A 13,202-nucleotide genomic window follows, 5' to 3' on the forward strand; every position below is an offset into this window, starting at 1 on the left:
GGCTTATAGACTCCAGAGAATTTTTGCAAAAAAGACGACGGCGGCCACCAGCCACAGCACCGTCAGCACCTGCAGGAGCAGGCGCAGGCCGGCTGAGCGGATGTAGTCCATCCAGATATCGCGCACGCCAATCCAGGCGTGCCACGCCAGCGACAGGAAGAACAGCGTGGCCAGCAGTTGGCCGACCGGCAAGCCGAGGCAATGGAAGGTGAACAGGCCGCGCCAGCTTTCGAAATCCATTTCAGGGGTGAAAATGATTCCGAAAAACAGCACGATCGTGTAGACGGCCATGATGATGGCCGTGACCCGTTGCACGAGGAAGTCGAATGCGCCGTAATGCGCGCCAACCACCAGGCGCTTGGTACCGAGAAGTTCTTGTGCCATTACCACACCCCGAACAGTTTAAGACCGAAGACCAGCGTGAGCGCCAGGCTCACACCAAACACGACGCCTGCGCTCTTCTGCGCGGTGACCTTGTCATTGCCGATATGAAGATCAAGCACAAGATAACGGATGCCGGCGCAAAAATGGTGCAGGAAACCCCAGATGAGCACCAGCAACAACAGCTTGAACAGCGGGTTGGCCACCCATTCGCGCATTTCGGCAAAACTGTCCGGCGAGGTGACGCTAAGGGAGAACAGCGGCAGAATCACCAAGGGAATACAGAGGAACAGCAATGCGCCGCTGATGCGGTGCAGAATTGACGATTTGCCGGCCAGCGGCAAACGGTAGCTCAGGATCTGCGGCACGCTGATATTGCGGTACTGCGGACGCGGCTTTGAAGCGGTATCGGACATGATGGCCTCGAGGTTTAACAAATTAATTCATTGCAAAGCGCAACTGGCATTTTCGCCTATTTGGCATGGCTGTTTCAAATGAAGCACCCATTGGCGCCTAGTTCAGACTGTTTCGATAATGGAACTGCTCTGTCAGGTAGAGGCCGCGCCTCACTTCCATGGGGCGGTCGCCATAGGTGTACGAAACGCGCTCGACGCGCAGCAGGGGCGCGCCCGGCTCGATCCGCAGCAGTTGTGCCTGTTCGTCGCTGGCGGCGACAGCCTTGATTTTTTCATCTGCCCGGACCATGCTGACGCCAAATTCGGATTCGAACAGCGCGTACAGCGGACTGCGCAAACGCTGCATGGACTCCGCCGTGAGCCCCTTGAAGACGGCACCGGGCAGCCAGATATCGTCCAGAATGGTGGGCGTATCCTCGAAGGATAGCAGACGCCGCAGACTGACGACGGCCTCCCCGTTGCGCAGGTCAAGCAGCGCGGCGATGTCGGCAGGCGCCTTCACACGCCTGCAATCGAGCACCTGGCTGGCCGAGCCGCGCTGGCGCGCATCATCGGGCGTGAGACGCAGGAAGCGGAAACGCACGTTGGCCTCGTGATGGGTGGCCACAAACGTGCCCTTGCCCTGGCGGCGCACCAACAGGTTATCCGCAGCCAGTTCGTCGATAGCCTTGCGCACCGTGCCCTGGCTGACCTGAAAACGCGCGGCGAGATCGAGCTCGCTGGGGATGGCCTCGCCGGGTTTCCATTCGCCCCTATCCAGGCTTTGCAGCAGCAAGCCCTTGATCTGCTGGTACAGCGGACTGAAGGCCGCACTGCCGGCAGAGCGATCGGGGACGTGGCCGCGATCTGGATGGGTGGATTCGGACATGGAAGTAACAAAATGAGCAAACTTCGCTATTTTCGCATGCCGCGCGTTTTATGTCTAACACTCTTCTGTCTTATATAAGATATAAGATATTTGACGCCGAAAGGAATATTCGCTACGCTTTTCGGTTGTCCGTGCCAGACGTTACACTGGCAAGCCACCCAGTTTCTCATACCCTACCGGGAGATTTTAATGTCCAAACCCGCCATGCGCGTCGCCGTCACCGGTGCTGCCGGCCAGATCGGCTACGCCCTGCTGTTTCGTATTGCCTCGGGCGAGATGCTCGGCAAAGACCAGCCGGTCATTCTGCAACTGCTCGAAATTCCCAATGACAAGGCTCAGGCCGCGCTCAAGGGCGTCATGATGGAACTGGACGACTGCGCATTCCCGCTGCTGGCGGGCATGAGCGCGCACAGCGATCCGCGCGAGGCCTTCAAGGATGCCGACATCGCCCTGCTGGTGGGCGCGCGCCCCCGCGGCCCCGGCATGGAACGCAAAGACCTGCTGCATGTCAACGCCCAGATATTCAAGGAGCAAGGCAAGGCCCTGAATGATGTCGCCAGCCGCAACGTCAAGGTGCTGGTTGTCGGCAATCCCGCCAACACCAATGCCTACATCGCCATGAAGTCGGCGCCCGATCTGCCCGCCAAGAACTTCACTGCCATGCTGCGCCTGGACCACAACCGCGCGCTGTCTCAACTGGCCGCCAAGTCTGGCAAGCCCGTTGCCGACATCGAAAAGCTCATCGTGTGGGGCAACCACTCGCCCACCATGTATCCCGACATCCGCTTCGCGACCGTGGGCGGCCAGAGCCTGGCCCAGCTCATCAACGACGACGACTGGAACCGCAACACGTTCATCCCCACCGTTGGCAAGCGCGGCGCGGCCATCATCGAAGCGCGCGGCCTGTCCTCCGCCGCGTCGGCCGCCAATGCGGCGATCGACCATGTGCATGACTGGGTGCTGGGCTCGAACGGCAAGTGGGTCACCATGGGCGTGCCGTCCGACGGCTCATATGGCATTCCCGAAGGCCTTATTTACGGCGTGCCTGTGATTACCGACAACGGCGAATACACGCGTGTCGAAGGCCTGGAAATCGATGCTTTCTCGCGCGAACGCATGGATTTCACGCTCAAGGAAATTACCGAAGAGCGTGACGGTGTGGCCGAGCTGCTGAAATAGAGCGGCCGCGCCGCACAGCCGCGCAAGGCGCGCTGTATCCGCACCCCAAAGGCTGGGCATCGATCACCCCGCCTTTGGGGTGTTTTCATGACGGCCCCGCCCTTTCTATGGCCGGATGTTCTGATTCACATGGAACAAATTTTCCGGATCATATAGCTGCTTTGCGCGAACAAGCCGCGCATAATTGCTGCCGTAGGCATCCTTGACGCGATCGCCCTCTTCGGCAGTCATGAAGTTGACATAGGCACCGCCCGAGGCATGGGGTCCGACTTTCTTGAACAAGTCGCGCGCCCAGCCGATGCACGCCTCGTCCTGCCCGGCATCTTCCCATCGGGCGTGGACATTCATCACAAACTCGGCGTCGCGCTGAACGTACGCCGTCGCATTGGCGGGAACACGGTTGGCCGCGCCCGCAATATGCCCAATGAAAAGCTCGCATTGCGGCGACGGCAGCGCGGCGGCCGCATCGGTCATGATGTCCAGCGCCTCGTCGTTCAGCTTCGTAAAATTGTGCGTTTTCCAGTAGTTTCTTGCACCCGATGCCAGCAGCGGATCGAACGCCTGCTGCCACTGTGCATACGGCTGTACGCCGACATGCCGGCCCACGGGATCGCCAAAGCCGAAAATGGGTTCGATAACGCCTTCGCCCTTGGCTGTGTCGCCCGTGTAGGCCAGCGCCAGCGCCAGAATGGGCTTGCCGTGGATGGCTTCGGGCAGAAATGGAAGCGGGGGAGCTTGGCGCAGCAAGGCCCATACACACAGATCTTCCGGGGCGCCGGCAACAAACTCACGATATTGTTGCAGCACCCGCTTTGCCTGCTCGATGGGAAACACGATGAGCCCGGCCAGTATCTCCGGGCCCACCCGGTGCAGATTGAACTCAAAGCGCGTCACCACACCAAAGTTTCCCCCGCCGCCTCGCAACGCCCAGAATAGCTCCGGGTTTTCATCCTGGCTCGCGTGCAGCTTCCGGCCATCCGCCATGACAGCGTCCGCCGAGAGCAGATTGTCGACTGTCATCCCCAGCCTGCGGGTCAGCCAGCCAATGCCGCCCCCCAAAGTCAGGCCCGAAACGCCCGTCGTGGAATTGATGCCAAGCGGCGTTGCGAGACCATCGCGCTGCGTAGCCCCATCCAGATCAGCCAGCGTGGCGCCAGGTTCCACATAGGCCCGCCGGCGTGGCGGATCGGTCTGCACATTCTTCATTGGAGACAGGTCTATCATCACACCGCCATCGCAAAGTGCGTTTCCGGCGATATTATGCCCCGCGCCCCGGATGGAAATTTCCAGCGCGCTCCGTCGCGCATATTGCACGGCGATGGACACATCGTCGGCATTGATGCATTGCAGGATCAGCGCGGGACGCCTGTCTATCATCCCGTTCCAGACGCGACGGACCTCATCGTAATCGTTGTCTTCCGGCCGTATCACTCGGCCCTGCATTCCCGCCAGGCTGTCCCGGCCATTTTCCTCGCTGGTGTTCTTCATGGTGGCTTGCCCCTGCGCGAGTTTCAGGCAGCCGGCGCCGCGTCAGCAGGCAGCGCCTTTGCGCTGAACCGCTTCAATAGTTGTGGCCCGGTGTATTTTTTCAAACGTAGCGCAAAGAAGAAGCGATCTGCCCGCGTTCTCGTCCGAAACACTGGAAATCGGAAGGTGGCGGAGAAAAAGGGTGGCCGGCCTGCGGAGAATTGAATTGAGGGAGGCTACGGCGCCACTTGTGGTTATTTTTATCCTTCAAAAGGTATTGGGCAATCGGTAATTCCGCGCACCCGCCTCCATGCGCTTGAGCCTGCGCCAGAGCGTGGTTCTGCTAATGCCAAGCGCGGCGGCCGCCGCTGCACGGTTGCCGTCGCATGCCTTCAATGCTTCCAGCACGGCTTGTGGCGTAAGCGCGGCTGTATCTTTCAGCAGACGGTCAGCATAAAAGACTTTTTCGCCAGACGGCTCTTCGGGCGCGCCCTTCTCATTCAACGCAGTCGCCGCCCCCTTGGTGAGAACCCCCGCCACAGCGAGCGCTGCCTGCCTATTGCCCGGCACCGGCCGTTGCGCCCCGCCGGCGGCCATAAAGAGCTCGGGCGCAATACTGCGCAACTCAATCGCGGCATCGCCGCCAGCGGGCGCGGACTCGCAAAATACCATCACGCGCTCAATCAGGTTTTCAAGCTCGCGGATATTGCCGGGCCAGGCATAACCGCGCGCCGCCTCGACGATGGCCTGGACGACTTCCCGGCCTCCCCCGGCGGCGTGACCAGCCTCGCCCAGCGTCGACTCCACGCTGTTGCTCACACCAAGACGCCGGGCGATTTTTTCGTGAAGGTGGCTCACCAGCAGAGGCAGGTCGCTCAGGCGCTCGCGCAATGGCGGTAGCGTCAGCAGAAGGATATTCAGCCTGTAGTACAGGTCGCTGCGAAAGTGTCCGGACCGCGCGCGCTCGGCCAGGTCCTGGTGCGTGGCGGCGATGATGCGCACGTCAACCGGCGTGGGCTGGGTCGCACCAATACGCAGCACTTCGCGCTCCTGCAACACGCGCAGCAGGCGTGTCTGCAGCGGTAGGGGCATTTCACCGATTTCGTCCAGAAACAGCGTGCCGGTATGTGCTGCCTCGAACAGTCCCACCTTGCCGCCACGCGAGGAACCGGTGAAGGCTCCGTCGACATAGCCGAAGAGCTCGCTTTCAAGCAGACTGTCAGGGAAGGCCGCGCAGTTGACGGCCACGAACGGCTGGGCGCGGCGGTTGCTGGCATTATGTATGCCCTGCGCAAGCAGCTCCTTGCCTGTGCCGCTCTCGCCAATGATGAGCACCGTGGCATCGCTGCGCGCGCAGGTTAGTGCGCGCTGGCGCACTCGGCCGATGGCGGGACTGCGCCCGACCAGCTGCTCCAGACCGTAGCGCGCCGCATTGGAGCGCGGTTTGCCGCGCGAACGCAGACTGCGGTCCATACGTTGTATGGCGACCGGATCCTGGCAGACCAGCACGGCCCCGGTGTGGCGTCCCTGCTCGAGCACAGGCATGCGCGTGAGCACCACCGTCTTGCCCCCGACCTGGCGCACGAGTTCGGCCTCCGTCTGGCCCGTGCGCAAGGTGTCCTGCAGGCTGAGCACGCTGTTCACCATGCCCAGCCGCTGCCCGACAAGCTGGTCAGCCGGACGGCCCAGCACGGCAGCCATGGCGGGATTGATGATTTCGATGCGCTCGTCCAGATCCACCGCCACGACACCGTCCTTGAGCCGGCCCAGTATGGTATTGAGTTTCTCGCGTCGTGCGGATTCCAGCCTGGAGATGCGCGCCACCTCGACAGCGTCTTCTATGGCCTCGCGAACGGCGCCCTGCGAATACAGCAGTATGCCCTCGATGCCGTATGAGCGTGCCAGATCGGTCACCAGCCCGTGACCGATGATGGACTCGACGCCAAGCGCCAGCAGTTCGCGCACACAGCCCTCCGCCTCCTCTTCCGCGCTATATGCCCGCAGCGCCACGCCAAGGCCGAAAAGGTCATTGAAATGCCGCAACTCGGGCGGCACGGCGCCGTAGGCCACCAGCCCGATACGGCGCGAGCCGCGCGACGCCCTGGCCAACCCGCGCATGATGTCCAGGCCGCCCGCCTTGACCATGACCACAGGGATGTCCAGATGCTGTCTGAGAAAGCTGCCGTTGGTGCCCGCGGACACAACGATGTCCACGCCCTGGTCCTGGCGCATGGCCTGAATATCGCTCACTGCCTGGCTATAGCCCTTGTCGATAATGGTGATTTCCGCCACTGGGCTGTATTGGGGCGCCACCTCCTCGAACAGCAGGCGCAATTCATGCATGCCGGCCGCCACGAGCCGCAGCCGCGTTCCCTGTGAAGCCGTGAAAACCGAAGACATAGCGCTATCGTTCCTGATTGCGGCGGGGCCCGGCATGCCCGCGCCTGCATGGGGTGGTGAAGTCAGGTCGGCCGTCGCACTCGCGAACATGATTGTCTTGTGGCTCGACGGATGGGATCCGTCTCCACCGGCCCACCGAGTGAGACAAGCGAGCAATTGGCCGGCGATCAGCAAGATGAAACATTTCAGCCTTTATTTTGAAACTTGATTGAAACATTGATGAAACAACATGGAACATTAACTGAAACAGCAGCCGCAACACAAGCGGTATTCACAATCCCGACGCTTGCGGAAATGCCGGCTATGCATTGCAATGGAGAATCTGGCCTTGCCTGCGCTCACCGTGCCAATTTCTGGCACGTATTTTGCTTGAAATCATGGCAAACCATCCGCAAACCCATAGCGAGGAACCTTCATCGTGCCCGACCTCTCCCTCTCCGCTGGCGGCCGTTTCCGCCAGGCTCTCCAAGAAGAACATCCCTTGCAGGTCATTGGCGCCATCAACGCCAATCATGCCCTGCTGGCCAAGCGTGCGGGCTATCGCGCCATTTATCTGTCGGGAGGCGGCGTCGCGGCGGGATCGCTGGGGCTGCCCGACCTTGGTATCAATACGCTTGATGACGTCCTTACCGACATCCGCCGCATCACCGACGTCTGCGATCTGCCGCTCATGGTCGACATCGACACCGGTTTCGGGCCGTCGGCCTTCAATATCGCACGCACCATCAAAAGCCTGATCAAGTTCGGCGCAGGCGCCTGCCATATCGAGGACCAGGTTGGCGCCAAGCGCTGCGGCCATCGTCCCGGAAAGGAAATTGTGAGTCAAGGCGAAATGGTGGACCGGATCAAGGCGGCAGTGGATGCGCGCACCGATCCGGCGTTTTTCATCATTGCGCGCACCGACTCCATTGCCGTCGAGGGCGTAGACAAGGCGCTGGAGCGCGCCCACGCGTTCGTCGAGGCCGGCGCGGACGGCATTTTTGCCGAAGCATCGTATGATCTGACTACGTACGAGCGATTCAAGAAGGAACTGAGCGTACCGGTACTTGCGAATATCACCGAGTTCGGCAAGACGCCGCTGTTCACTGTCCAGGAACTGGCCGGTGTCGGCGTGGACATCGTGCTGTATCCGCTGTCCGCCTTCCGTGCCATGAACAAGGCTGCGGAAACCGTCTACGAAGCCATACGCCGCGATGGCCACCAGAAGAACGTGGTGGATATGATGCAGACCCGCGAAGAACTGTACGATCGAATTGGTTATCACGAGTTTGAATCCCGCCTCGATGCGCTTTTTCAACAAGCCAAATCGAAGTAACTTTCAGGAGTAGAGATATGGCAACAAAAGCAGCCGCCAAGACCACCGCCAGGAAAAAGCAGGAGGTCGCGGCAACGGCGCCCAACGGTCCCAAGCCCAAGAAGTCGGTCGCGCTCTCGGGCGTGGTTGCCGGCAACACGGCCCTATGCACAGTGGGCCGCAGCGGCAATGACCTGCACTATCGCGGATACGACATCCTGGACATCGCCGACACATGCGAGTTCGAGGAAGTTGCTCACCTGCTGGTTCACGGCAAACTCCCCACCAAGACCGAGCTGGCTGCCTACAAGGCCAAGCTGCGCAAGCTGCGGGGTCTGCCGGCCCAGCTTCAGGTGGCGCTGGAATCGCTGCCCGCCAACAGCCACCCCATGGATGTCATGCGCACTGCGGTCTCTGTGCTGGGATGCGTACTGCCCGAAAAAGACGACCACAACCTGCCCGATGCGCGCGACATCGCGGACCGGCTTATGGCCAACCTCGGCTCGGCGCTGCTGTATTGGTATCACTATAGTCACAATGGCCGCTACATCGACGTGCAGACAGACGACGACAGCATAGGCGGGCACTTCCTCCATCTGCTCCATGGCGAAAAGCCGAGCGACGAGTGGGTCCGGGCCATGCACACGTCGCTGATTCTGTATGCGGAGCACGAATTCAATGCTTCCACGTTCGCATGCCGTGTCATTGCCGGCACGGGCTCTGATATGTACTCCGCCATTACCGGCGGCATCGGCGCCCTGCGCGGCCCCAAGCACGGCGGCGCAAACGAAGTGGCATTCGAAATCCAGAAACGCTACGACTCTCCCGACGACGCCGAGGCCGACATCCGTCAGCGCGTTGAAAACAAGGAAGTGGTTATCGGCTTTGGCCATCCGGTCTATACCGTGTCGGACCCGCGCAACAAGGTCATCAAGGACGTCGCGCGCAAGCTGTCGAAATCGCAGGGCAACATGAAGATGTTCGATATAGCGGAGCGCCTGGAAAGCGTGATGTGGGACATCAAGAAAATGTTCCCCAATCTCGACTGGTTCTCGGCCGTGTCCTATCACATGATGGGTGTGCCCACGGCGATGTTCACGCCCCTGTTCGTCATTGCCCGCACCGCCGGCTGGTCGGCACATATCATTGAGCAGCGTGTCGATAACAAGATCATCCGTCCGACGGCAAACTACGTCGGCCCGGAAGACAAGAAATTCGTCCCGCTGTCCAAACGCCGCTGATCCGGCGCCGACAGAGCAGCACCAGGCGGCGCATCCGTGCCGCCTGGTGCTGCCCTGCCCGCTCACCCTTCTTCCTCGCATGCCATGAACACCGCCTACCGCAAGCCGCTGCCCGGCACACTGCTGGATTATTTCGACACGCGCGCAGCCGTCGATGCCATTGAACCCGGCGCATACGACAAGCTGCCGTATACATCACGCATCCACGCAGAAAATCTCGTGCGCCGTTGCGATCCGTCGATACTCACCGACTCGCTGCGCCAGCTTATCGAGCGCAGGCGCGAGCGCGATTTCCCCTGGTATCCGGCCCGCGTCGTATGCCACGACATCCTTGGCCAGACGGCGCTGGTGGACCTTGCGGGGCTGCGTGACGCAATTGCCGCGAAAGGCGGCGACCCCTCGCTGGTCAATCCAGTCGTGCCCACGCAGCTCATTGTCGATCACTCCCTTGCCGTGGAGCACGGCGGCTACGACAAGGATGCCTTTGCCAAGAACCGTGCCATTGAAGACCGCCGCAACGACGATCGCTTCCATTTCATCAACTGGACCAAAAAAGCATTCAAGAATGTCGACGTGATTCCGCCAGGCAACGGCATCATGCACCAGATAAATCTGGAGCGTATGTCGCCCGTCGTGCATGCCCGCGACGGCGTGGCCTTCCCCGATACGCTGGTAGGCACCGACAGCCATACGCCGCATGTCGACGCGCTGGGCGTGATTGCCGTGGGTGTGGGCGGGCTCGAAGCGGAAAGTGTCATGCTTGGCCGCGCATCCTGGATGCGTCTGCCCGACATCATCGGTGTCGAGCTGACCGGCAAGCTTCGGCCCGGCATCACCGCCACCGACCTTGCGCTGGCGCTGACCGAGTTCCTGCGCAGCCAGAAAGTCGTTTCCTCCTACATCGAATTCTACGGCGAGGGCGCATCCAGCCTGACGCTGGGCGACCGGGCCACGATTTCAAACATGACACCCGAATATGGCGCCACCGCCGCGCTGTTCTATATCGACCAGCAAACCATCGACTACCTGAAGCTTACAGGCCGGGACGATGCACAGGTCAAGCTCGTGGAGACCTACGCCAAGCATGCCGGCTTCTGGGCGGACAGCCTGGCGAGCGCCGAGTACGAACGCGTACTCAAGTTTGACCTATCAACCGTCGTGCGCAATATTGCCGGTCCATCCAATCCGCACCGGCGTGTTTCCACCTCCGACCTGGCCGAGCGCGGTATTGCGGGCAAAGTGGAGAACGTACCCGGACTCATGCCCGACGGTGCCGTCATCATTGCCGCCATTACCAGCTGCACCAATACCAGCAACCCCCGCAACGTGATTGCCGCCGGACTGCTGGCACGCAATGCCAATGCGCGCGGCCTGGCACGCAAGCCCTGGGTAAAGACGTCCCTGGCGCCCGGTTCCAAGGCTGTGCAACTCTATCTCGAAGATGCAGGCCTGATGGCCGAGCTGGAAGCACTCGGCTTTGGCATCGTGGGCTTTGCCTGCACCACCTGCAATGGCATGAGCGGCGCGCTCGATCCGAAAATCCAGAAGGAAGTCATAGATCGCGACCTTTATGCGACGGCCGTATTGTCAGGCAACCGCAATTTCGACGGACGCATCCATCCTTACGCCAAGCAGGCTTTCCTGGCATCGCCACCGCTGGTGGTTGCCTATGCGATTGCCGGCACGGTGCGCTTTGACATTGAAAAAGATGTGCTTGGCATGGACAAGGACGGCAAGCCGGTCACGCTGAAGGATATCTGGCCTGGCGACGAGGAAATCGATGCCATCATGCGTGCCAGCGTCAAGCCCGAATTCTTCCGCCAGGTCTATGAGCCGATGTTCGCATCCAGCGTGCGCAGCAACGAGCAAATCAGCCCGCTCTACGACTGGCGCCCCACCAGCACCTATATACGCCGCCCGCCCTACTGGGAAGGCGCACTGGCCGGTGAGCGCACGCTCAAGGGCATGCGCCCTCTGGCCGTGCTCGGCGACAATATCACCACCGACCACCTGTCTCCCTCGAATGCCATTCTGCCCAGCAGCGCCGCAGGCGAATACCTGGCAAGGATGGGATTGCCTGAGGAGGATTTCAACTCCTACGCGACCCATCGCGGCGACCACCTGACCGCGCAACGCGCCACATTTGCCAATCCGAAACTGCTCAACGAGATGGTCATGGACAACGGTGAAATCAGGCAAGGATCGCTGGCCAGGATCGAGCCGGAAGGCAAGGTCACCCGTATGTGGGAAGCGATAGAAACCTATATGGAACGCAAGCAGCCCTTGATTATTGTGGCGGGCGCCGACTATGGCCAAGGTTCCTCGCGCGACTGGGCCGCCAAGGGCGTGCGCCTGGCTGGCGTGGAGGCTATCGCGGCCGAGGGCTTCGAACGCATTCACCGCACCAATCTTGTCGGCATGGGCGTGCTGCCGCTGGAGTTCCAGCCAGGTACGACCCGCAAGACACTCGGCATCGACGGCACCGAAACCTACGATGTCATTGGCAAACCCAGGCCTGGAGCCACGCTGTCCCTGATCGTCAACCGGCGCAATGGCGAACGCATCGAGGTCCCGGTGACCTGTAGGCTGGACACCGCCGAGGAAGTCTCCATCTACGAGGCGGGCGGCGTACTGCAGCGCTTTGCGCAGGACTTCATTCAATCGTCGGCGGCCGTTTGATACCACAGGAACAGACCATGGCTCACGCACCTCAGATCAGCATTCCCGCCACCTATATGCGCGGCGGCACCAGCAAGGGCGTCTTCTTCCGCCTTCAGGACCTGCCGCCGGCCGCACGGCAGCCCGGCCCGGCACGTGACGCCCTGCTGCTGCGGGTGATCGGCAGCCCCGACCCCTACGGCAAGCAGACCGACGGCATGGGCGGCGCCACGTCGAGCACGAGCAAGACCGTGATACTGTCGCGCAGCACGCGTCCCGACCACGAAGTGGATTATCTCTTCGGCCAGGTTTCCATTGACAAGCCCTTCGTGGACTGGAGCGGCAATTGCGGCAATCTGTCCGCCGCAGTGGGCCCCTTTGCGCTGACGCGCGGGCTGATCGATGCTGGACGCATACCCCGCAACGGTATTGCAACCGTGCGCATCTGGCAGGCGAACATCGGCAAGACCATTGTTGCCCATGTGCCCATCACGAACGGCGAAGTGCAGGAGACTGGCGATTTCGAGCTGGACGGCGTCACGTTCCCCGCCGCCGAAGTGCAGCTCGAATTCATGGACCCCGCCGATGACGGCCCCGACGGCGGCGCCATGTTTCCAACCGGCAATGTGGCGGACGACCTGGACGTGCCAGGGATAGGCATCCTGCGCGCCACCATGATCAATGCCGGCATTCCCACCATTTTCATCAATGCCACCGACATCGGCTATACGGGAACGGAACTGCAGGGGGCCGTTAACGGCGACGACAAGGCGTTGGCCATGTTCGAAACCATACGGTCGCACGGCGCATTGCGCATGGGTTTGATCGGCGATCTGGCCGAAGCGGCCACACGCCAGCATACGCCCAAGGTCGCTTTCGTGGCCTCGCCCGCAGACTACGTAGCCTCAAGCGGCAAGGCCGTTGCCGCGCGCGACATCGATCTGCTGGTTCGGGCGCTGTCCATGGGCAAGCTGCATCATGCCATGATGGGCACGGCGGCGGTGGCCATCGGCACGGCTGCCGCCATCCCCGGAACACTGGTCAATCTTGCGGCTGGCGGAGGTGACCGCGAGGCGGTACGCTTTGGCCATCCGTCCGGCACACTGCGCGTGGGCGCGCAGGCATCGCAGGAAGACGGCGAATGGAAGGTCCGCAAAGCGATCATGAGCCGCAGTGCGCGCATACTGATGGAAGGCGCGGTGCGTGTGCCTGGCAGCGTTCTTGCACCCGGCTTGTAGGCCGCTGGCCTGCCGCCCCCGTAGCCTATTTGTTCTTCATTTTCAGCAACACAGGAACCA

Annotated in this window: 10 protein-coding genes; 5 read left to right on the forward strand and 5 right to left on the reverse strand. The window is 61.4% G+C overall.

Translation table 11 applies throughout. The annotated features are described in order from the left end of the window. Positions 1-3 precede the first annotated feature (3 nt). From sdhD to ERD78_RS15575, 3 genes are all read right to left on the reverse strand, one after another. Positions 4-384, reverse strand: a complete 381-nt coding sequence (sdhD, locus tag ERD78_RS15565; protein ID WP_129970254.1) for a succinate dehydrogenase, hydrophobic membrane anchor protein — start codon at positions 382-384, stop codon at positions 4-6. Further along, positions 384-797: a succinate dehydrogenase, cytochrome b556 subunit gene (sdhC, locus tag ERD78_RS15570; protein ID WP_129970255.1), complete on the reverse strand. Its 414-nt coding sequence runs from the start codon at positions 795-797 to the stop codon at positions 384-386. The genes sdhD and sdhC overlap by 1 nt, the downstream gene beginning before the upstream one ends. 97 nt (positions 798-894) lie before the next feature. After that, a complete protein-coding gene (locus ERD78_RS15575) occupies positions 895-1,665 on the reverse strand; it encodes a GntR family transcriptional regulator (protein ID WP_129970256.1) in 771 nt (256 codons plus the stop codon). 189 nt (positions 1,666-1,854) lie between these two features. Here ERD78_RS15575 and ERD78_RS15580 point away from each other — a divergent pair, with 189 nt between their 5' ends. Continuing rightward, the gene (locus ERD78_RS15580) at positions 1,855-2,844 is read left to right on the forward strand and encodes a malate dehydrogenase (protein ID WP_129970257.1); all 990 of its coding nucleotides are present in this window, start codon (positions 1,855-1,857) and stop codon (positions 2,842-2,844) included. 105 nt (positions 2,845-2,949) lie between these two features. Here ERD78_RS15580 and ERD78_RS15585 read toward each other — a convergent pair whose 3' ends face one another. Both ERD78_RS15585 and prpR read right to left on the reverse strand, forming a co-directional pair. Next, a complete protein-coding gene (locus ERD78_RS15585; protein ID WP_129970258.1) occupies positions 2,950-4,332 on the reverse strand; it encodes an FAD-binding oxidoreductase in 1,383 nt (460 codons plus the stop codon). 246 nt (positions 4,333-4,578) lie between these two features. Continuing rightward, entirely contained in the window at positions 4,579-6,711 is a 2,133-nt protein-coding gene (prpR, locus tag ERD78_RS15590) for a propionate catabolism operon regulatory protein PrpR (protein WP_129970259.1), read from the reverse strand. A gap of 418 nt (positions 6,712-7,129) precedes the next feature. Here prpR and prpB point away from each other — a divergent pair, with 418 nt between their 5' ends. From prpB to prpF, 4 genes are all read left to right on the forward strand, one after another. Continuing rightward, entirely contained in the window at positions 7,130-8,026 is an 897-nt protein-coding gene (gene prpB / locus ERD78_RS15595) for a methylisocitrate lyase (RefSeq protein ID WP_129970260.1), read from the forward strand. 17 nt (positions 8,027-8,043) lie between these two features. Continuing rightward, the gene (gene prpC / locus ERD78_RS15600) at positions 8,044-9,246 is read left to right on the forward strand and encodes a bifunctional 2-methylcitrate synthase/citrate synthase (RefSeq protein WP_245152497.1); all 1,203 of its coding nucleotides are present in this window, start codon (positions 8,044-8,046) and stop codon (positions 9,244-9,246) included. Positions 9,247-9,330: 84 nt separating this feature from the next. Further along, complete coding sequence (acnD, locus tag ERD78_RS15605) at positions 9,331-11,925, forward strand: Fe/S-dependent 2-methylisocitrate dehydratase AcnD (protein WP_129970548.1); 2,595 nt, start codon at positions 9,331-9,333, stop codon at positions 11,923-11,925. Positions 11,926-11,942: 17 nt separating this feature from the next. Beyond that, complete coding sequence (gene prpF / locus ERD78_RS15610) at positions 11,943-13,142, forward strand: 2-methylaconitate cis-trans isomerase PrpF (RefSeq protein WP_129970261.1); 1,200 nt, start codon at positions 11,943-11,945, stop codon at positions 13,140-13,142. Positions 13,143-13,202 lie beyond the last annotated feature (60 nt).

This window comes from Allopusillimonas soli, from assembly GCF_004153445.1.
Lineage (GTDB): Bacteria > Pseudomonadota > Gammaproteobacteria > Burkholderiales > Burkholderiaceae_B > Allopusillimonas > Allopusillimonas soli.

Coding starts and splice junctions, on each gene's coding strand:
- prpF (WP_129970261.1), top strand. CDS start 11,943: ATGGCTCACGCACCTCAGATCAGCATTCCCGCCACCTATATGCGCGGC.
- prpR (WP_129970259.1), bottom strand. CDS start 6,711: ATGTCTTCGGTTTTCACGGCTTCACAGGGAACGCGGCTGCGGCTCGTG.
- prpC (WP_245152497.1), top strand. CDS start 8,044: ATGGCAACAAAAGCAGCCGCCAAGACCACCGCCAGGAAAAAGCAGGAG.
- ERD78_RS15575 (WP_129970256.1), bottom strand. CDS start 1,665: ATGTCCGAATCCACCCATCCAGATCGCGGCCACGTCCCCGATCGCTCT.
- sdhC (WP_129970255.1), bottom strand. CDS start 797: ATGTCCGATACCGCTTCAAAGCCGCGTCCGCAGTACCGCAATATCAGC.
- sdhD (WP_129970254.1), bottom strand. CDS start 384: ATGGCACAAGAACTTCTCGGTACCAAGCGCCTGGTGGTTGGCGCGCAT.
- ERD78_RS15585 (WP_129970258.1), bottom strand. CDS start 4,332: ATGAAGAACACCAGCGAGGAAAATGGCCGGGACAGCCTGGCGGGAATG.
- ERD78_RS15580 (WP_129970257.1), top strand. CDS start 1,855: ATGTCCAAACCCGCCATGCGCGTCGCCGTCACCGGTGCTGCCGGCCAG.
- acnD (WP_129970548.1), top strand. CDS start 9,331: ATGAACACCGCCTACCGCAAGCCGCTGCCCGGCACACTGCTGGATTAT.